Origin of the sequence: Chitinivorax sp. PXF-14, assembly GCF_040812015.1 — a bacterium.
GTDB lineage: Bacteria > Pseudomonadota > Gammaproteobacteria > Burkholderiales > SCOH01 > JBFNXJ01.
The window spans coordinates 21,502-42,005 of record NZ_JBFNXJ010000020.1; the positions used below are offsets into that span (position 1 = coordinate 21,502).

The following is a 20,504-nucleotide window of genomic DNA, read 5'->3' on the forward strand; positions in this document are numbered from 1 at the left end:
GGACCTTGTGGGCCCTTGCAGGGGCGGCTGCGGTGAGCAGTCTTGTGTCGTCACCCGGCGGCGCGCAGCTGCGCGATGCGGATCGAGGCGGGCGGGTGCGAATCGTAAAAGGCCGAGTGCAGCGGGTCCGGCGTCAGCGTCGAGGCATTGTCGCGGTAGAGCTTGACCAGCGCGTTGACCAGGTCGTTGGCGCTGGACTGGCGGGCGGCATAGCGATCGGCCTCGAACTCGTGCTTGCGCGAATACAGGCTGGTCAACGGTGTCAGCGGGAACAGGAAGACCGGCGCGGTCAGAAAGAACAGGATCAGCGCCAGCGCCGTACTCTGCGAGCTCACGCCCAGCCCCTGGTAGAACCAGGGCTGCTGCATCGCCTGGCCGAGCACGAACAGGAACAGCAGGCTGGCGGCGAAACTCCACACGATGCGCTTGAGCACATGGCGGTGCTTGAAATGGCCGAGCTCGTGCGCGAGCACCGCCTCCACCTCGCCCGGCTGCAATTGCGTCAGCAGGGTGTCGAAAAAGACGATGCGCTTGGTCTTGCCGAAGCCGGTGAAATAGGCGTTGCCGTGCGCGCTTCGCTTCGAGCCATCCATCACGAACAGGCCGCTGGACTGGAAGCCGCACTTCACCAGCAGGGCTTCGATGCGGGTCTTCATCGTGTCGTCCTGCATCGGCGAGAACTTGTTGAACAGCGGGGCGATCCAGGTCGGGTAGACGGCCAGCACGAACAGGTTGAAGCCGATCCAGGTCAGCCACACGTACAGCCACCAGTTTGCCCCCATCTTGCTCATCAGCCACAGCACGGCGTAGATCAGCGGCACGCCGAGCACGAGGCCCAGCAGCAATTGCTTGATCTGGTCTGCGATGAAGGTGGCGAACGAGGTGTGATTGAAGCCGAACTTCGCTTCGAGTACGAAGGTGGTGTACAGCGACAGCGGCAGGCTGATCAGGCCGCTGGCGAACGACAGCGACAGGATCAGCGCGATGCCCTGGGCAATGCCGCTGCCGAGATGGGCAAGCCAGAACTGGTGCAGTGCCTCGATCCCGCCAGCCAGCGTGAAGGCGAGCAGGGCAGCGCAATCGATGCAGGTGTCGAGCATGCCGAGCCGGGTGCGCGCGACGGTGTAGTCGGCAGCCTTCTGGTGGGCGGCGAGGTCAATGCCGTCGCTGAATGCCGCCGGTACCGCCGCGCGGTGGGCCGCAACGTGGCGGATGTGGCGCCATGCGAGATACTGGCGCAGACAGAAGGTGGTGGCGACGGCGAGCAGGAAGGCGAGGGTGAAGGCGGACATGCGCGGGGAGCAACGTCGATGACGCTTGGCTGGCGTGTGTGCGACAATGACGCGTGAATGTTTGTAGGAAAATCAGTATGCCACAAGATCAAAACCGCCTCATCTGGATCGATATGGAAATGACCGGGCTGGTGCCCGAGTCGGATCGCATCATCGAGGTCGCACTGGTCGTCACCGACAGCCAGCTCAACACCGTGGCCGAGGCACCCGTCCTCGTCGTGCACCAGGACAACGCCGTGCTCGACGCGATGGACGACTGGAACAAGAACACCCATGGCCGCTCGGGGCTGATCGACAAGGTCAAGGCCTCGGTGCTGTCCGATGCGCAGGTCGAGGCGCAGATGATCAGCTTCCTGCAGGAATACGTGCCGAGCGGCGTGAGCCCGATGTGCGGCAATTCGATCTGCCAGGATCGCCGCTTCCTTGCGCGCTGGATGCCCAAGATCGAGTCCTATTTCCACTACCGCAATCTCGACGTCAGCACGCTCAAGGAGTTGGTCAAGCGCTGGAAGCCGGAGATTGCCAAGGGCTTGAAGAAGCATGGCAAGCACGAGGCACTGGCCGACATCTACGAATCGATCGAAGAACTCAAGTATTACCGCGAGCACTTCATCAAGCTGTAATCGCCCCCCGGCTGCGGCCGGGGCGCAGGCTGACGCGCCACAGAGCGTGCAGCGATAAAACCAACAACAATACACTCTGGGAAATATGCGAAATCTGTTCAAATCGCCGCAGGCGAGTGCTTGGCTCGCACTGTGGCGGCATCAGCAGCAGATGTCGCGCGTTCACATGCGCGACCTGTTCGATGCTGACCCTGGCCGCTTCGAGCGCTTCTCGCTCGAATGCGGGCCCTTGTTCCTGGACTACTCCAAGAACCGTATCGACGGCACCACGCTACGCCTGCTGACCGAGCTGGCGGAAAGCGTCAACTTGGCCGACTGGATGACGCGCATGCGGAGCGGCGACAAGATCAACCTGAGCGAGAACCGCGCCGTGCTGCATACCGCGCTGCGCAACCGCTCGGACGAGCCGGTTTACGTCGATGGCGAGGATGTGATGCCCGGCGTGCGCGAGGTGTTGCAACGCATGCGGCGCTTCACCGACCGCGTGCGCGGCGGCGAATGGCTGGGGTATACCGGCAAGCGCATCACCACCGTGGTCAATATCGGCATCGGTGGCTCCGACCTGGGGCCGATGCTGGTCGCGCGCGCCTTGAAACCGTTCGGCGCCGCCGGCATCGACACGCATTTCGTGTCGAACGTCGACGGTGGCCACTTGAGCGACGTGGTGGCTGGCCTCGATGCGGAGACGACCCTGTTCGTCGTCACCTCGAAATCGTTCACCACGCCCGAGACGCTGCTCAACGCCGAAAGCGCGCGCGACTGGCTGGTGGCCAAGCTCGGCCACGCCGACGCGGTGGCCCGGCATTTCGTCGCGGTATCGACCAACACGCCGGCGGTGAAGGCCTTCGGCATCGATCCCGACCATATGTTCGGTTTCTGGGATTGGGTCGGCGGGCGCTATTCGCTGTGGTCCGCGGTTGGCCTCACGGTTGCCATCCAGATCGGCATGGACCATTTCGAGGCGCTGCTCGACGGTGCCTACGAGATGGATTGCCATTTCTTCTCGCAGCCGTTCGAGCGCAATATCCCGGTGATCCTGGCGCTGCTCGGCATCTGGTACAACACCTGTTTCGGCGCGCATACCCACGCGGTGATCCCCTACAACCAGAGCCTGTCGCGCCTGCCCGCGCACCTGCAGCAGCTCGACATGGAGTCCAACGGCAAGCGCGTGACGCGCGACGGCTTCACGCTCGACTTCGATACCGGTCCGGTGATCTGGGGCGAGGTCGGCGTCAACTGCCAGCATGCGTTCTTCCAGCTATTGCACCAGGGCACGCGCCTGGTGCCGGCCGATTTCGTGCTGGCGGTGAAGAGCAACTACCCGCTCGGCAATCATCAGGACATCCTCGTCGCCAACTGCCTGGCGCAGACGCAGGCCTTGATGCGCGGCAAGTCCGAAGCCGAGGCTAGGGCGGAGCTTGAGGCGCAGGGGCTGACTGGCGAGGCGCTCGAGCAGTTGCTGCCGCACAAGGTATTCCCTGGCAACCAGCCGTCGAACACGATCCTGCTCGACCGGCTGACACCGCGCTCCGTGGGCGGCCTGATCGCCATGTACGAGCACAAGGTATTCGTGCAGGGGGTGATCTGGGGGCTCAATTCCTTCGACCAGTGGGGCGTCGAATACGGCAAGCAGCTGGCGAAGCGCATCACGCCGCAGCTGACCGACTACAGCTCGCTCGATACGCACGATGCTTCGACGCGCGGCCTGATCGAGCGCTACCGGAGGCACCGCGGTGGCTGATGCCGAGCTGCTCACGCTCGCGCGAGGCCTTGGCGAGCGGCTGCTGGCACGCGGCCTGTGGCTGGCGACAGCAGAATCGTGCACCGGCGGCTGGATCAGCGAGGCGTTGACGGCCGTACCCGGCAGCTCGGCCTGGTTCGACCGCGCCTACGTGACCTATTCCAATCGCGCCAAGCAGCAGATGCTGGGTGTCTCCGGCGAGGCGCTGGCGCAGTTCGGCGCAGTCAGCGCGCTGGTGGTGTCCGAGATGGCGTCGGGCGCCCAGTCGCGCGCCGATGTCGATCTCGCCGTGGCTGTCAGCGGCGTGGCCGGCCCGTCCGGGGGCTCGGTCGAGAAACCGGTCGGAACGGTATGGATCGCCTGGGCCAGTCGTGCCGGGGTGGTGCGCTGCGAGCGCTTCATGTTTGCCGGCGATCGCGAGGCGGTACGGCGTGCCACCGTGATCGCGGCGCTGCAAGGCCTGCTGGATCTTGCCGCTTAGGCTGTGGCAGGCCCTGGCATGACAACTCGGTTACAATACCGCCTCTCGCGACCACCGGTATGCCCGCCGTCAAAAATGGCGGGTACTGACATCGAATGAAAACATCACCGATTCACTACCGCATCACCTGCGCCAGCCCCGAGGCGCATCTGTTCCGTGTGACATTGAGCGTCCATGAGCCGGCCAGCAGCGGCCAGCGCTTTTCCCTGCCGAGCTGGATCCCCGGCAGCTACCTGATCCGCGAATTCGCGCGCCATATCGTCAGCGTCAAGGCCAGTGCCGGCGGCAAGCCCGTGCGCCTGAGCAAGCTGGACAAGCACACCTGGCTCGCGGCCCCGTGCAAGGGCAAGCTGACGCTCGAATACGAGGTCTACGCCTACGATTTGTCCGTGCGCGGCGCCTATTTCGACCAGACCCGCGCCTTCTTCAACGGCACCAGCCTGTGCCTGTGCGTGGAGGGCCAGGAGGCACGCCGCCACGAGGTCGAGATCGTCCCGCCCGAGGGCCGTGCCTACAAGGGTTGGAAGGTCGCCACCGCCCTGGCGCGCAAGGACGCCAAGCAGCATGGCTTCGGTAGCTACGGGGCCGGCAGTTACGACGAGCTGATCGACCACCCGGTGGAAATGGGCGACTTCACGCTGGCCAGCTTCAAGGCCTGCGGTGTGCCGCACGAATTCGTGATCACCGGCCGGCACCGTGCCGACATGAAGCGGCTGGTGAAGGACGTCAAACGCATCTGCGAATACCAGATCAAGCTGTTCGGCGAGCCGGCGCCGTTCGACCGCTACGTGTTCATGACCATGCTCACCGGCGATGGCTACGGCGGCCTCGAGCATCGTGCGTCGACCGTGCTGATGGCGTCCCGCGGCGATATGCCGCGCGTGGGCGACGAGGCGCAGAGCGAAGGCTACCGGCAGTTTCTCGGCCTGGTCAGCCACGAATATTTCCACAGCTGGAACGTCAAGCGTATCAAGCCCCAGGCATTCGCGCCTTACGACCTCGGGCGCGAGGGCTACACCCGCCTGCTGTGGGCGATGGAGGGCATCACCTCCTATTACGACGACCTGACGCTGGTGCGCTCGGGCCTGATCAGCGTCGAGCAGTACCTCGAGTTGCTGGCCAAGACGGTGACCGGGGTCGCGCGTGGCGCTGGCCGCCTCAAGCAGACGCTGGAAGAGTCGAGCTTCGATGCCTGGATCAAGTATTACCGCCAGGACGAAAATTCGCCCAACAGCCTGGTCAGCTACTATACAAAAGGGGCGCTCGCCGCACTCGCGCTGGATTTGACGATCCGCCTCGACAGTGACGGCGCATGCTCGCTCGACGACGTGATGCGCGCCTTGTGGGTGCTGTATCTCGAACGCGGCGAGGGCGTGGGCGAGGCGGAGTGGGAGCGTGTTGCCGCCGAGGCCAGCGGCATCGATCTCGGTCGGTTCTTCGAGCTCGCGCTGCGATCGACCGATGAGCTGCCGCTGGCCGAGTTGCTGGCGGGCGTCGGTGTCGAGATGCAGCTGAGGGCCGCGGAGTCGAACGCCGACAAGGGCGGCAAGGCCGTGTCGAAGCCGGCCAAAACGCTGGCCCGGCGGCCGGTGCTGGGAGTGCGAACCAGCACCGAGAATGGCTGGGTCAAGCTGACCCACGTGCTCGACGATGGTGCGGCACAGGCCGCTGGCCTGTCTGCCGGCGACCTGCTGGTGGCGGTCGATGGTCTGCGCGTCAGTGCCAGCAACTTCGACCAGGCCATCGAGTGCCGGCAGGTGGGCGATGTAGTGGAGATTCACGCGTTCCGCCGCGATGAATTGATGGTGTTCCAGGCCGAGCTGCAGGCGCCCCAGGCGGATACCTGCGTGCTGGCCGTGGCGCACAAGCCCACATCGGCACAGCGCAAGGCGCGCCGGGCGTGGCTGCAAGACAAGGATTGAGTGCCGGGGGTGATACTGCCCGGCCCGGGTAACGACAAGCCCGCTGCCGCGCCCATGCGCAGCAGCGGGGACCAAGCGGCAGGCCCAGTGCCTGCCCGATAAAAAAGCAGGATCGAGACGATGTACAACGACGCACCCAAGACGATTTACCTCAAGGATTACACCCCGCCGGCCTTCCTGATCGACCGCGTCGATCTCAAGTTCGACGTGTTCGACGACCATACCGAAGTGCATTCGCGCATGGTGCTTAATCGCAACAGCGCCCACCCGTCTGCCGATGCGCCGCTGGTGCTCGATGGCGAGGAACTCGAACTCAAGCTGGTGCGTGTCGATGGCGAAACCCTGCCGGCCGACCGCTACGTGCAGACCCGCGACGGCCTGACGCTGGCCGGCCTGCCCGCGAGCTGCGTGCTGGAAGTGGTGACGCATATCAAGCCGCAGCTTAATACCGCCCTGTCCGGCCTGTACGAATCCAACCACAACCTGTTCACGCAGTGCGAGGCCGAGGGCTTCCGTCGCATCACCTTCTTCCTCGACCGCCCCGACGTGATGGCGCGCTACACCACCACCATCACGGCCGACAAGCAACGCTTTCCGGTACTGCTGAGCAACGGCAATCTGGTCGGGCACGGCAATGTGGACAAGCAGCGCCACTGGGTGAAGTGGGTCGATCCGTTCCGCAAGCCGTCCTACCTGTTCGCGCTGGTGGCGGGCAAGCTGGTCAAGCTCGAAGACCAGTACAAGACCCACTCGGGCAAGCCGGTGAAGCTCGAGATCTATGTCGAGCCGGGCAACCTCGACAAGTGCCATCACGCGATGGCTTCGGTGAAGAAGTCGATGAAATGGGACGAGGATACCTTCGGCCTGGAGTACGACCTCGACGTCTACATGATCGTCGCGACTGGCGACTTCAATATGGGCGCGATGGAGAACAAGGGCCTCAACATCTTCAACACCAAGTATGTGCTGGCCAAGCCGGAAACGGCGACGGACGTAGACTACGCCGGCATCGAGGCGGTCATCGCGCACGAGTATTTCCACAACTGGACCGGCAACCGCGTGACCTGCCGCGACTGGTTCCAGCTGAGCCTGAAGGAAGGCCTGACGGTATTCCGCGACCAGGAGTTCTCGGCCGACATGGGCAGCCGGGCGGTCGAGCGCATCGATCAGGTCAACACTCTGCGCAACGTCCAGTTCCGCGAGGATGCCGGCCCGATGGCGCACCCGGTGCGCCCCGACTCGTACATCGAGATCAACAACTTCTACACGGTGACGGTGTACGAGAAGGGCGCCGAAGTGGTGCGCATGTACCACACGCTGCTCGGCCGCGACGGCTTCCGCAAGGGCATGGATCTGTACTTCCGCCGCCATGATGGCCAAGCCGTGACCACGGATGATTTCCTGGCCGCCATGGCCGACGCCAACCAGACGGATCTGAGCCAGTTCCAGCGCTGGTACAGCCAGGCAGGGACGCCGCTGGTCAAGGCCATCGGCCACTACGATGCCGCGACCCGCAGTTATGTGCTGACGCTGAAGCAGAGCTGCCCGGCCACGCCAGGCCAGGCCGACAAGCTGCCCTTCCTGATCCCCGTGGCGCTTGGCCTGCTGGCCGCAGATGGCAGCGAAATCGCCCTGCAGCTCGAAGGCGAGGCAGAGCCCACCGGCGCCTCGCGCGTGTTGCGCTTCACCGAGGCGGAGCAGCGCTTCACCTTCATCAATGTCGACAGCAAGCCGGTTCCGTCGCTGCTGCGAGGCTTCTCCGCACCGGTCAGGCTCGACTACGAGTGGCATGACGACGAGCTGGCCTTCCTCATGGCGCACGACCGCGATGATTTCAATCGCTGGGAGGCTGGCCAGACGCTGGCGCTACGCCTGATGCTGAAGCTCATCGGCGACCATCAGGCGGGCCGTGCGCTGAGCCTGCCGACAAGCTTCATCGAGGCGGTGAGCAAGACCCTGCACGACCCGCAGCTCGACCGCGCGCTGATCGCACAGGCGCTGACCTTGCCGAGCGAGAGCTATATCGGCGATCAGATGGCGGTGATCGACCCTGACGCCATCCATGCCGTGCGCGAGTACGTGCGCACCGAGCTGGCGCTGGCGCTGCGCAGCGACTGGCTGGCGGCCTACCACGCCAACGAGGTGAAGGGCACATATCGTTTCGACGCCAAGGCGGCCGGGCAGCGCGCATTGCGCAATGTCTGCCTGGGCTATCTGCTGCAGATCGACGAGGCCGAAACGCACGAGCTGGTTGTCAAGCAATGCAACACCGCCAACAACATGACCGACATGATGGGCGCGCTGTCCGTGCTCACCCATGTCGGCTGCCCACAGCGCGAGCCGGCACTGACGGCGTTTTACGAGCGCTTCAAGGATGATGCACTGGTGGTCGATAAATGGCTTATGCTGCAAGCAATGTCCGCGCTACCCGACGCATTGGCCCGTGTGAAAGCGCTGCTCGACCATTCCGCCTTCACCTTGCGCAATCCCAACAAGGTGCGCTCGCTGCTTGGCGCGTTTGGCGCCAATCAGGTGCGCTTCCACCATGGCTCGGGCGAAGGCTACCGCTTCATTGCGGACCAGGTGTTGGCGCTTGATCGGATCAATCCGCAGATTTCGTCGCGCATTGTCAGCGTGTTCAATCGCTGGCGTCGTTTCGACGCGGATCGGCAGAGCCTGATGAAAGCCGAGCTGGAGCGCATCATGGCGACAGAAGGGCTTTCCAAGGACGTTTACGAGATCGTCAGCAAGGCGTTGGCCTAGCCCTGTGACGTTATATTTCGCGACAGCTGGCGCCAGGCTTGCAAGTCGTGCTATTAAATTAGAATAAGCCGTTATTTCATGCGCATGGAGCGCCTCGATGAAAAATCAAGTTATCTTGTTGGTTGAAGATAATCCTGACGATGAAATGCTCGCCCTGAGAGCATTCAAGAAGAACAACATCACCAACGAAATTGTCGTCGCGCGTGATGGTGTCGAGGCGTTGGATTACCTGTTTGGCAATGCGGGCTACGCGGGGCGCGATACCTCGCACCAGCCGGCGCTGATCCTGCTCGACCTCAAGCTGCCGAAGATGGATGGGCTGGAGGTGCTCAAGGCCTTGCGTGCCGACGCACGCACACGGCTGATACCGGTCGTGGTGCTGACCACTTCGAAAGAAGAGGACGACCTGTTGAAGAGCTACACCTTCGGCGCCAACAGCTATATCCGCAAGCCCGTCGATTTCAACCAGTTCATCGATGCTGTACGCCAGGTGGGGCTGTACTGGCTGGTGTTGAACGAATCCCTGCCGGCGATAGGACGATAATAGCGTGACCGAACTGAGGGTACTGGTTGTAGAGGACTCGGAAGACGACGCGTTATTGATGCTGCTGCAGCTCAGGCGTGGTGGCTATCACATCGTGCATGAGCGCGTCGATACGCCGGACGCCATGCGGGCTGCCTTGACCCTGCCCTGGGACATCGTCATCTCCGACTACACGATGCCCAGCTTCAGTGGCCCGGCCGCGCTGAGCCTGTTCTCCGAAACCGGACTGGACTGCCCGTTCATCGTCGTCACCGGCACGATTGGCGAAGAATCCGCCGTCGCGCTGATGAAGATGGGGGTCAGCGACTTTGTCCTCAAGACGAATCTGCCGCGGCTGCCGGGCGTGGTCGAGCGCGAGTTGCGCGAAGCCGATCTGCGCCGCGCCAAGCGTCGCGCCGAGGAGGCGCTGCGGGTCAGCGAGGAGCGCTACAAGCTGGCCATGCAGGGTGCCAACGACGGCCTGTGGGACTGGAATATCGCCGACGACACGGTGTTCTTCTCGTCGCGCTGGAAAAGCATGCTGGGGTACGAGATGGACGAGGTCGGCGACTCGGTGGACGAGTGGCAGAACCGCCTGCACCCGGACGAGAAGCAATCCTTCCGCATCAAGCTGATCAACCATCTGAAACACCTGACGCCGCATTTCGAGATCGAACACCGCATGCTGCACAAGACCTCCGGCTATCGCTGGATGTTGACGCGCGGCCTGGCGGTCTATGACGACAGTGGGCGAGCCTATCGCATGGCCGGCTCGCAGACCGACATCACCGAGCGCAAGCGCACAGAAGAGCAGCTCCTGCACGATGCCTTCCACGATGGCCTGACAGGCTTGCCGAACCGCGCCCTGTTCACGGATCTGCTCGGCTTCGCGCTGGAACACCGCCAGCGCAACGACTCCTATCTGTCCGCCGTGCTGTTCATCAACCTCGAACGTTTCCGCTACGTCAACGACAGCTTCGGCCACCGCATTGGCGACCAGTACCTGATCGAGGTGGCGAGTCGTATCAAGTCGGTGCTGCGCCCCGGCGATGTGGCGGCACGCTTTGCCGGCGACGAATATGCAATTCTGCTCGACGACCTGCGTGACCCGGCCGAAGCGACGCGTTTCGCCGAGATGCTGCAGACGATGATCGGCCACCCGCTGGGCCTTGGCGGGCACGAGTTCTTTCCGGGCTGCAATGTCGGCATCGTGTTCAGCGCCAGTGGCTACCACGACCCCGAGGACATGCTGCGCGACGCCGATACCGCGATGCACCGTGCGCGCAAGCGAGGCAAACGCAAGATGGAGGTCTTCGATGCTGCCATGCACGCCAGCGCGGTGACCACGCTGCAACTCGAGCACGAGCTGAGGCGCGCGGTCGAGCGGCGTGAGTTTCTCGTGCATTACCAGCCCATCGTCGAACTCACCACCGGCAAGCTATCCAGTTTCGAGGCGCTGATCCGCTGGCAGAAGCCCGATGGCAAGCTGGTGCCGCCCAACGATTTCATCCCGCTGTCCGAAGAGCTGGGCCTGATCGTCGATATCGGCAAGCAGGTGCTCGAGATGGCGTGCCAGCAGATGGTCATGTGGCAGCAGCAGTTTCCTGATCACCGCATGTTGCCGGTGAGCGTCAATCTCTCGGGCAAACAGTTCAACCAGCCTGATCTGGTCGAAGAAATCGAATCGGTCATCCATTCGACGGGCTTGTCGGCCTCGCACCTCAAGCTCGAGATCACCGAAACCATGCTGATGGAGAACCCCGAGTCCGCACGGCAAATGCTGACGCGGCTACGGGAGAAGAATATCAAGGTGTTGATGGATGATTTCGGCACCGGGTATTCGTCACTGTCCTATCTGCACCGCTTTCCCTGCGACACGCTGAAGATCGACGGCTCCTTCGTGCGGCGGATCACCGACGAGCGCGAAGGCAAGGAGATCGTCCGTATCATCGTCATGCTGGCGCACAACCTCGGCATGAACGTGATCGCCGAATGTGTCGAGACGGAAGAGCATCTGGGGGTGCTGCGCGAATTCGGCTGCGATCTTGCGCAGGGCTATTTCTTCTCCAGGCCGCTGTCGGCGAGTGATGCCACCGATCTGATACAGCGTAACCCGAGCTGGTGATGCGCGCGGCGAGTTATTGCCATTGGCAATAAAATCTTGCTGAAGAGTTGTCAACCGGCAAGATGCGCGCTGCGTTATTGGCAGTGGAACGCGAGGTTCCGCATTTCAGTTACCCATACTTCGAGAAAAGGGATTGACCATGAACAAGCTGCTGTCCGCTCTGATTGCTGCCGCTTTCGCAACCGTTTCGTTCTCCGCTATGGCTGAAGACGCTAAGCCCGCCGCTGAAAAGCCGGCTGCTGAGCAAAAGGCACCTGCCAAGAAGCACCACAAGAAGGTGAAGAAGGCTAAGGCTGCTGCCAAGGAAGAAAAGAAGGACGAAGCTGCGAAGTAATTACTTCGCAGAATCAAAAAAAGCGGGCAAATGCCCGCTTTTTTTCGCCCTGAACGCCCCGGCTCGTGCCGGGGCGGCTGGGGCAGCTCAGCTTTCCACGAGATTCTGCGCGGAAATCCACTGGTTGATTTCCTGCTCGATGCTTTCCGGCACCACGGGCCCGCTGCCTAGGTCCAGCAGCGTGCCATACACCAGCTTGTCGAACTCCGACTGTAGGCGGTTCACGATGTTCTCGGGGTCCGGCACCAGATTGGTATCGGTGATCAGGCCGAAGCGGATCTGCCCGTTGTAGCTCAGAATGCTGACCCCCATGCCGATTTCGCCGGATGACGGTACCCAGAACAGGATGTCGGAAACCTTGCTGCCTGCCATGTACATCGGCTGACGCGGGCCCGGCACATTGGTCATGACGGCCGAAGCCTTCTTGGTCAGCATGTCGAACGAGAACTGCTGAACCACATTGGGCAACGTGCCAGCCACGCCCAACAGGCCCAGGGCGAGAATCGCCTCGTGACTGTTCTTCAGTTCCTCCATGCGGCGCTTGACTTCATACAGGCGCGCGAACGGGTTGGCGATGCCGATCGGCAGCGGCAGGAACACCAGGCCGAAATAGTTGCCCAGCCTGTCCATCTTGTGTTCCGGGCGCATGTTGACCGGCACCAGGGCGCGCACCTCGAGGCCATCCACATTTTCGCCGCGCTCGATCAGGTAGTTGCGCAGCGAGCCGGCAACGCTCGACAGCAGCACATCGTTGACGGTGCAATCGAGCGCCTTGCCAATCTGCTTGACCTCGTCGAGGTCGAGCGGCTCGGCCCAGACGGCCTTCTTACGCACGCCGAGCTTGCCCTTGAAGCTGGTCTGCGGGTCGTTGGACATGGTCAGCACCTTGGCCAGGTCAGCCGTCACGCCAACGCCGAGATTGGTGTAGCCCACCAGCTTGGACGGCTTTTTCACCAGGTCGATGGTGCCTTCGAGAACATCCCAGTAAGTCTTGACTGCCGTCGTGACGGCACCGGTGAAGGGGCGATAGAAGCGGGTCCAGAAATCCTGCTCGCCATCGTGGTGCGACTCGACCGCACGCAGCTTCTTGGCCGGTTTGCCGCTCGGTTTGGCTTGGTCATCGGTCATCCCCAGCAGGACTTGAATCAGGGCGATGCCGTCCGCATAGCAATGGTGGATGCGGACAACCAGCGCGCTGCCGCCCTGGAAGTCGTTGACGACATGGAAATGCCACAACGGTTTGTTGGGGTCCAGGCTTTCGCTGGTCAACTCGCTGACGAAGTCCTGCAGCTCGCTCTCGGTCGCAGGCCTTGGCAGGGCCGCGATGCTGATATGGTTGTCGAGATCGAAGTAGCTGTCGGTTTCCCAGCTATGCGACGAGCCGGTGCTGACCGGGCGCTGCTTGAAGCGTTCGTACTTGAGAAAACGCTCTTCCAGCGAGATCTTGAAGCGCGGCAAATCCAGCGGCGTTTCAAACATCAATACGCCGACGATCATCATCAGATTGGTGCGCCGGTCCATGCGCAGCCATGCGGTATCAACGGAAGAGATACTCTCCCGCTTCTCGCTTGATAGATTCCACAACATATTTGCTCCGTCCAAGTAGTCTAAATAAAGGTTTATTGTTGTATGCCACATCTCTAGGGTCTTTCTCATATTCTTATTCGAACTGAACCGCTATGAGTCATGGCAATGATATATAGTTGTATACCCGATGGGTATTACCGTTCATAAATTATTCTGACATATTGCTGCGTTGCAATATAGATGTTTATGGCATAAAATATTCCAATTAGAAAAAAATATTGTAAAAAAGGAGAAATACGTGTCGTACTTCGTGACGGGAGCTACTGGTTTCATCGGCAGAAACATGATCAAGCGTCTGCTTGAGCGTGGCGATGCCCCGATTTATATCTTGATTCGCGAATCTTCGCTGTCCAAGCTCGACGAGCTGAAGGCCCAGCTTGGCGGCGCCTCCGAACGCGTCATCCCCGTGGTCGGTGATCTGACCCAAACGGCCCTGGGTGTATCGGAGCAAGACCAGGCCATGCTGAAGGGCAAGGTTCTGCATTTCTTCCATCTGGCTGCCGTGTATGACCTCAAGGCTTCGGCCGAGGCGCAGCAGGCTGCCAACGTCGATGGCACGCGCCATGCGGTGCAACTGGCCGAGGCGATTGATGCCGGGTGCTTCCATCTGGTGAGCTCGATTGCCGCCGCCGGGCTGTACGAAGGCACCTTCCGCGAAGACATGTTCGAAGAAGCTGAGAACATGTCGCATCCATACTTCCGTACCAAGCACGATTCCGAAGCGATCGTGCGCAAGGAGTGCAAGATCGCCTGGCGCGTTTACCGCCCCGGTATCGTGGTTGGCCACTCGGAAACTGGCGAGATCGACAAGATCGACGGCCCTTACTATTTCTTCAAGCTGATCCAGAAGTTGCGCCGCATGCTCCCCCCGTGGATGCCGGCAATCGGCCTGGACGGCAGCCGCATCAATATCGTGCCGGTCGATTTCGTGGTCAATGCCATGGATCACATCGCGCATCTGCCGGGCTATGACGGCCGCTGCTTCCACCTGACTGACCCGGAGCCCTACAAGCTCGGCGAGATCCTGGAGATCCTCACCAAGGCAGCCCACGCGCCGCGCTTCGCCGTGCGCCTGAACCCCGCCCTGTTCGGTTTCATCCCCGCCGTGGTGCGCCAGGGCATGATGATGCTGACGCCAGTGCGCCGCATCCGCGACGCGGTGATGAAGGACCTGGGCCTGCCATCCGACATCATGAAGTTCGTCAACTACCCGACCCGCTTCGACAACCGGGATGCCATGCAGCTGCTGAAGCCGGCCGGCATCAAGGTGCCGCGTCTCGAGGACTACGCGTGGCGCCTGTGGGACTACTGGGAGCGTCACCTCGATCCGGATCTGCACATCGACCGTTCGCTTGCTGGCAGCGTCAAGGGCAAGATCGTCATGATCACCGGCGGTTCGTCGGGCATCGGTGAAGCCGCTGCGCTGAAGATTGCACAAGCGGGCGCCACCGTGCTGATCGTTGCGCGCGACCTGGAAAAGCTGGCGGTGACCAAGCAGCATATCGAAGCCGCCGGCGGTACGGCCTTCATCTACAGCTGCGATCTGTCCGACCTCGACGCGATCGACGGTCTGGCCAAGCAGGTTCTGGCCGACCATGGCGGTGTCGATGTGCTGATCAACAACGCGGGTCGCTCCATCCGTCGTGGCATCGAGCTCTCCTACGACCGCTTCCATGACTTCCAGCGCACCATGCAACTCAACTACTTCGGCTCCCTGCGCCTGACCCTGGGCCTGCTGCCGTCGATGGTCGAGCGCCGCAAGGGTCATGTCATCAATCTGTCGTCGATCGGCGTGCTGACCAATGCGCCGCGCTTCTCGGCCTATGTCGCCTCCAAGGCCGCGCTGGACGCATTCACGCGCTGCGCCGCGTCGGAGTTCTCGGACAAGGGGATCGAGTTCACCACGATCAATATGCCGCTGGTGAAGACCGCGATGACCGCGCCGACCAAGATCTACAACAACGTGCCGATGATCTCGCCGGAAGAGGCTGCAGACTTCATCGCCCAGGCCATCATCCACAAGCCGCAACGTATCGCGACCAAGCTCGGCATTTTCGCGCAGGTATTGCATGCCATCGCGCCGAAGATGACCCATGTGATCATGAACACCTCGTATCGCATGTTCCCCGAGTCCGCCGCCGCGCTGGGCAAGAAGGATGGCGAGGTGCAGGACGTGACGCCCGATCAGCTGGCGATGATGCAGTTGATGAAGGGTATTCACATGTAAGTGGTGGCTGCCGCCGTGCGGGGGCTTTACCGGGGCACCCAATCGGTTAAGCTGTGAGAATCCGTGGCCGGCCCTGTCGCATATCATGTGCGCCGGGCCGTAATCGGGCTCTTTGTTGCATGCCACATCGGGGCTGCCTGCGCAGCCCCGTTTGTTTATCCGGAGAACAATAATGTCCACCATATCCATCGAGCGGAAACATTCCACCACCCTGGCCCATGCCAGGCAATTGGCCGAGCAGGTCGCCGACGATCTCAAGCAGGACTTCGGCCTGGACTGGCTATGGCAGGGCGATGCGCTGCACTTTCAGCGGCCTGGTGTGAAGGGGCAGCTGTTGGTGGGCAGTGACCGAATCAAGGTTGACGTGAAGCTTGGGCTATTGATGTCGGCACTCAAGGGGCGCATCGAAACCGAGATTGCCGGCTTTCTCGACGAGAAATTCGGCTGAATCGGATCAAAGCGTCAGCGGGTCAGGGTGCTTGGCGTAGATGCGGTCCAGAATCGCCTGTTCCCGCTCGACGACGGTATCGATGAAGTGGCTGGCGCCGCCGATCGAGCGAAATGCGTGAAAGCCGCGTTCCAGCGACTGGTGCAGTTCCATCAGGCCGGCAAGCTGGGCGGGGACGCGCGACAGCGTCAGCAGCGAGCTGACCAGTGGCTTGGTCACGACGCGCTCCAGATCGTGCCCGATCAGCGCCATCAGTTCGATCTGATGCTGACGCTCGGCATGGTTGTCGCAGCGGCGGTAGGCCTCGCAATAGTTGCCGTCGTCGATGCTGTCAACCTGCATCACATCGAACAGTTCCTCGCACAGCCGCTGGTCGAGTGACTGGGATAGGGTGTTGAGTTCGAGCGCGTTGGTCATCGGCGCCACCAGGTGCTTGGGGAGCAGGCGTTGCAGCTTGGCATGCACGCGCTCCGCCTGCTGGTCGCGCAGGCTGAAATCGTGCGGGCCGTACAGGTCGCTCAGGAAGTAGGTAGCGGCGTCGTGATAGCGCGGATCGGCGAGCAGGTCCGCATAGGTTTGCCGCAGCCGCCTGGATTGCCAGTCGGCCAGCGCATGGCGTTGTGGGGGCAGGTTGTTACTGGTATCGCTCATGGTCGTGGACTACAGTTTAGAAACAATTATGTGAAGCAGGATCAAGCGTTTCGCGGCCCGTGCCGATGGTGTCCGGCGATGCCTGGAGATCAAGTCTGGTGCGAGTGGCGAGCCTTGGGTGCGGTCGATGTGTGTAGGGCGCCGGGTACAAGCATCGCACGAGGGCGCAAGCCAAGCCAGCCCTACCGTACAAGGAATTGACATCGCTCAAAGCGAGCCAGATACTGAGCGATAGACTATATACTCGAAATCCAAAATACAGTGAAAGTCGGCGGCCATGGCCGCGTCAGCCCTGCCTGGCCAGTGAACTGGACAGGCACTTCGTTGTAACCGGCTCCGCTGGTCACGCGAGTTCAAACAAGGAGAAGAGCAATGAAATCGTTGAAAAAGAGCGCAGCCACACAGAAGCCGCTGACGTCGACAGTCGTCGAGTCGGCGAACCAGATCTGGCTGGCAGGCCTGGGTGCCTTTGCCAAGGCGCAGGTCGAAGGCGGCAAGATCTTCGAGGCGCTGGTGGATGCTGGTCGCCAGATCGAGGACGATGGCCGTCGCCTGGCTGGCGACAAGGTTGAAAAGGTTGCCGGCAAGGCCGTGGAAACATGGGACAAGCTGGAAACCGTGTTTCAGGACCGTGTCGCACGTTCCCTGTCGCGCCTCGGCGTGCCCAGCGATAGCGAAATCAAGTCACTTACCAAGCGCATCGACAATCTGAGCAAGATGGTCGATCAATTGCTGGAGCGCGACGGCATCGCCAAGCCCGCCGCGAAGCCGGCTACCAAGGCTGCCGTGGTGAAGACGGAAAAGGCCGCCAAGCCTGCTGCCGCCGAGAAGAAGCCGGCTGCCGCGAAGAAGCCGGCAGCGCCCAAGGCGCCGGCTGCGAAGAAGGCAACGGCAGCTGCGGCGCCTGCCGCGGGCGCCGAAGACACCAAGGGCGCATAAGCCTGGATAGCCGTCGCCTGCCGGTTGTAACGAAAGCAAGGTGGCAGGCGGCGGTGCTTTGATGTTGAATGACGCTGGGCTTGCGCCCGGCGTTGTGTCGATGGGCCAATTGGCCACGTTCACGGTTGACCCACCAACCGTGGTTGGGATTGTCGGTGCGCCCCTCTTTTGGGATGAGGGCCGCACTGCTACTGGAAGGCATTACCAAGCATGACAAGCAGCATAGAAACCAGCCCATTCGGCAACAGAAAACCTCGTATCGGTCTCAATCTGGCTGGCGGTGGTCCGCTCGGCGGGATTTACGAAATCGGTGCATTGTGTGCCTTGCAGGATTCCTTGGAAGGCATCGACCTCAACGATCTCGATGTTTATGTAGGTGTCTCCGCCGGCAGCCTGGTTGCGGCTGCCATGGCGAATGGCTACTCGCCCTACGATCTGTACCGCATCCTGATCGAAAACGAGCATCCGCATCAGGATGCATTCCGCCCCGAGCTTTTCCTGCAGCCGGCCTATCGCGAATACTGGCAGCGCGCGCTGGCCATCCCGAAGGTGTTGCTGGAAGCATGCTGGAAGTTCATCACCCGAGCGGAAGATGCGCAGACCCTGCCGGGCGCGCTGGCCTCGCTGGGGCGTGCGATCCCGACCGGGATTTTTGACGTAGGCGCCATCAGCGACTACTTGGCGAATGTGTTTTCCGCGCCAGGCCATAGCAACGATTTCCGCCAGCTCGGCAAGAAGCTGTACGTGATTGCAACCGATCTCGATACCGGGCGCTCGGTCAAGTTTGGCGACAAGGGCCATGACCATGTGCCGCTGTCGACTGCTGTCGCTGCAAGCTGTGCGCTGCCGGGCCTGTACCCACCAGTCGAGATCGACGGCAATTTCTACGTCGATGGCGCCTTGTTGCGCACCCTGCATGCGTCAGTGTCGCTCGATGAAGGCGCCGACTTCGTGCTGTGCCTGAACCCGCTGGTACCCTACGACGCACGCCAGTACCCGAAGATTGGCCTCGTGCATCACGACAAGCTGGCCAACGGCGGCTTACCGGTGGTGTTGTCGCAGACTTTCCGCGCCATCATCCATTCGCGCATGAAGGTGGGCATGGCGAAGTACCGCACGCTGTATCCGCAGGCCGACGTGGTGCTGTTCGAGCCCAGCCATTCCGATGCCGAAATGTTCTTCGCCAATGTGTTCAGCTACTCGGATCGCCACAAGATCGCCGAACATGCGTTCCAGCGTACCCGTCAGGATTTGCTGGCGCGCTACGAAGAGCTGGCGCCGATCTTCGAACGCCATGGCATCACCGTGCGGCTCGATCGCCTGCTCGACCCGACCCGCTACCTGCACTGCCCGGACGACGATGCGGAGCAGAAACGCCGCACCACGACCGACAGGCTTGCCGGGACGCTCGACAAGCTCGAAAGCTGGCTGAAATATCAGGACCTGGCAGCCTAGCCCGGTGCCGTGATAAGCCTGCCGACCAAAGCCCGTCGTCGAGACGGGCTTTATTTTTTGGGCGGCGCTTCCTAGGCTGATATAAACACAACCATATCTAAGCCACCATGAACGGACCCGCTCAAATTCCGCCCAAGATCGCGCTCGTCCTGTCGGGGGGCGGAGCAAGGGCCGCCTATCAGGTTGGCGTGCTGCGCGCGATTGCACATATGCTGCCGAAAGACGTCGAGAACCCGTTCAAGATCATCTGCGGCACCTCGGCCGGCGCATTCAACGCGCTGGGGGTGGCCATGGCGGCGAAGGAGTTTCGCAACGGCATATGCCGGCTCGACTATCTGTGGAAGAACCTGACGCCCGACAAGATCTACCGCACCGATTTCATCACCGTATCGACCTACATCTGGCACTGGATCCTGTCGATTCTGCTGGGCGGCTTCGGCAAGCACAACCCGCGTTCCCTGCTCGACAATGCGCCGCTGCGCGAGCTGTTGATGCGCAACTTCAACCTGGCCTCGATCCAGCAGGCAATCGACACCCAGGCACTCGATGCCCTGGCGATCACTGTGTCGGGTCTGACATCGGGGCAGTCGATCAGTTTCTTTCAAGGCCAGCCCCATCTGGCGGGCTGGAATCGGGTCCATCGGCTTGGCGTGCCGGGGCCGATCAACGTGGAGACCATCATGGCCTCGTCGGCGATTCCGTTTGTGTTCCCGGCGGTCAAGCTCAATCGCGAATTCTTTTGCGACGGCTCGATCCGCCAGACCGCGCCGCTCAGCCCGGCCCTGCACCTGGGGGCGGAGCGCGTGCTGGTGGTGGGCGTGACGCGGCAGATGCGCTCGCCTGGCGAGCGCCAGTCTGGCAACGGCTATCCGTCGATGGCGCAGGTGATTGGCCACATGCTCAATAGTGCGTTCCTGGACGGGATGTCGGCTGACCTGGAGCGGCTGGAGCGCGTCAACAACACGGTGGGGCTGGTCCCACCTGAGGTACGGGCGCAGGCACAGCTGGCGCTTCATCACGTCGACGTGCTGGTGGTGCACCCGAGCCGCGATCTGGACGAGATTGCATCCCGCCATACCGCACGCTTCCCGCCGATGATACGTTTCCTGCTGCGTGGCGTTGGTGGCCTGCGCCGCCGTGGGTCGGTGCTGGCCAGCTATCTGCTGTTCGAAAAGACCTATACGCGCGAGCTGATCCGGCTCGGCTACGACGACACCATGCGCCAGCGCGAGGCCGTGCTCGAATTCCTCGGCCATGCGCCGCCAGCCGCCGCGGTACCGGCCCAGCCGCCGGAAACGACGTGCACCGCCTGAGTCGAATTTGTTGAGCGGGATCAAGCTGCCAGCCCAGGCGACGCGGCAACATGGGGAGTGCGCAGGGCAGGCCAGGTTGG

Annotated in this window: 16 protein-coding genes; 13 read left to right on the forward strand and 3 right to left on the reverse strand. The window is 62.0% G+C overall.

What is annotated here, in order from left to right; all coding sequences use genetic code 11:
* Nucleotides 1-50 precede the first annotated feature (50 nt).
* Nucleotides 51-1,292, reverse strand: a complete 1,242-nt coding sequence (locus ABWL39_RS18855) for a M48 family metallopeptidase (protein ID WP_367795045.1) — start codon at nucleotides 1,290-1,292, stop codon at nucleotides 51-53.
* A 77-nt stretch (nucleotides 1,293-1,369) separates the two neighbouring features.
* Here ABWL39_RS18855 and orn point away from each other — a divergent pair, with 77 nt between their 5' ends.
* The 8 genes from orn (at nucleotide 1,370) to ABWL39_RS18895 (ending at nucleotide 11,804) form a co-directional block, all read left to right on the forward strand.
* The gene (gene orn / locus ABWL39_RS18860; protein ID WP_367795047.1) at nucleotides 1,370-1,915 is read left to right on the forward strand and encodes an oligoribonuclease; all 546 of its coding nucleotides are present in this window, start codon (nucleotides 1,370-1,372) and stop codon (nucleotides 1,913-1,915) included.
* A 151-nt stretch (nucleotides 1,916-2,066) separates the two neighbouring features.
* Nucleotides 2,067-3,656, forward strand: coding sequence for a glucose-6-phosphate isomerase (gene pgi / locus ABWL39_RS18865; protein WP_367795050.1), 1,590 nt, complete (start codon nucleotides 2,067-2,069; stop codon nucleotides 3,654-3,656).
* On the forward strand, nucleotides 3,649-4,137 hold the full coding sequence (pncC, locus tag ABWL39_RS18870) for a nicotinamide-nucleotide amidase (protein WP_367795052.1): 489 nt from the start codon (nucleotides 3,649-3,651) through the stop codon (nucleotides 4,135-4,137). The genes pgi and pncC overlap by 8 nt, the downstream gene beginning before the upstream one ends.
* A 95-nt stretch (nucleotides 4,138-4,232) precedes the next feature.
* Nucleotides 4,233-6,059 (forward strand): M61 family metallopeptidase, encoded by a 1,827-nt coding sequence (locus ABWL39_RS18875; RefSeq protein WP_367795055.1) that lies wholly within the window; start codon nucleotides 4,233-4,235, stop codon nucleotides 6,057-6,059.
* Nucleotides 6,060-6,179: 120 nt separating this feature from the next.
* Nucleotides 6,180-8,822, forward strand: a complete 2,643-nt coding sequence (pepN, locus tag ABWL39_RS18880) for an aminopeptidase N (RefSeq protein ID WP_367795058.1) — start codon at nucleotides 6,180-6,182, stop codon at nucleotides 8,820-8,822.
* A 97-nt stretch (nucleotides 8,823-8,919) separates the two neighbouring features.
* Nucleotides 8,920-9,366 carry a response regulator gene (locus ABWL39_RS18885; RefSeq protein ID WP_367795061.1) on the forward strand — a complete coding sequence of 149 codons (447 nt, stop codon included), beginning with the start codon at nucleotides 8,920-8,922 and terminating at the stop codon, nucleotides 9,364-9,366.
* Nucleotides 9,367-9,370: 4 nt separating this feature from the next.
* Nucleotides 9,371-11,470, forward strand: coding sequence for a putative bifunctional diguanylate cyclase/phosphodiesterase (locus ABWL39_RS18890; protein WP_367795063.1), 2,100 nt, complete (start codon nucleotides 9,371-9,373; stop codon nucleotides 11,468-11,470).
* A gap of 139 nt (nucleotides 11,471-11,609) precedes the next feature.
* Entirely contained in the window at nucleotides 11,610-11,804 is a 195-nt protein-coding gene (locus ABWL39_RS18895; protein WP_367795066.1) for a hypothetical protein, read from the forward strand.
* An 87-nt stretch (nucleotides 11,805-11,891) separates the two neighbouring features.
* On the opposite strand, the gene ABWL39_RS18900 is transcribed toward ABWL39_RS18895, so the two are convergent.
* Nucleotides 11,892-13,391 (reverse strand): wax ester/triacylglycerol synthase family O-acyltransferase, encoded by a 1,500-nt coding sequence (locus tag ABWL39_RS18900; RefSeq protein WP_367795068.1) that lies wholly within the window; start codon nucleotides 13,389-13,391, stop codon nucleotides 11,892-11,894.
* Nucleotides 13,392-13,629: 238 nt separating this feature from the next.
* On the opposite strand from ABWL39_RS18900, the gene ABWL39_RS18905 reads away from it, so the two are divergent.
* Both ABWL39_RS18905 and ABWL39_RS18910 read left to right on the forward strand, forming a co-directional pair.
* The gene (locus ABWL39_RS18905; RefSeq protein ID WP_367795071.1) at nucleotides 13,630-15,618 is read left to right on the forward strand and encodes an SDR family oxidoreductase; all 1,989 of its coding nucleotides are present in this window, start codon (nucleotides 13,630-13,632) and stop codon (nucleotides 15,616-15,618) included.
* A gap of 172 nt (nucleotides 15,619-15,790) precedes the next feature.
* Nucleotides 15,791-16,066: a polyhydroxyalkanoic acid system family protein gene (locus ABWL39_RS18910; RefSeq protein WP_367795074.1), complete on the forward strand. Its 276-nt coding sequence runs from the start codon at nucleotides 15,791-15,793 to the stop codon at nucleotides 16,064-16,066.
* Between the two features lie 6 nt (nucleotides 16,067-16,072).
* Here ABWL39_RS18910 and ABWL39_RS18915 read toward each other — a convergent pair whose 3' ends face one another.
* The gene (locus ABWL39_RS18915; RefSeq protein ID WP_367795077.1) at nucleotides 16,073-16,717 is read right to left on the reverse strand and encodes a hypothetical protein; all 645 of its coding nucleotides are present in this window, start codon (nucleotides 16,715-16,717) and stop codon (nucleotides 16,073-16,075) included.
* Nucleotides 16,718-17,089: 372 nt separating this feature from the next.
* Here ABWL39_RS18915 and ABWL39_RS18920 point away from each other — a divergent pair, with 372 nt between their 5' ends.
* The 3 genes from ABWL39_RS18920 to ABWL39_RS18930 all read left to right on the forward strand — a co-directional run bounded on the left by ABWL39_RS18920 (nucleotide 17,090) and on the right by ABWL39_RS18930 (nucleotide 20,424).
* Complete coding sequence (locus tag ABWL39_RS18920; protein ID WP_367795080.1) at nucleotides 17,090-17,656, forward strand: phasin family protein; 567 nt, start codon at nucleotides 17,090-17,092, stop codon at nucleotides 17,654-17,656.
* Nucleotides 17,657-17,866: 210 nt separating this feature from the next.
* Nucleotides 17,867-19,111 (forward strand): patatin-like phospholipase family protein, encoded by a 1,245-nt coding sequence (locus ABWL39_RS18925; protein ID WP_367795083.1) that lies wholly within the window; start codon nucleotides 17,867-17,869, stop codon nucleotides 19,109-19,111.
* 107 nt (nucleotides 19,112-19,218) lie between these two features.
* Complete coding sequence (locus ABWL39_RS18930; protein WP_367795086.1) at nucleotides 19,219-20,424, forward strand: patatin-like phospholipase family protein; 1,206 nt, start codon at nucleotides 19,219-19,221, stop codon at nucleotides 20,422-20,424.
* Nucleotides 20,425-20,504: the final 80 nt, after the last annotated feature.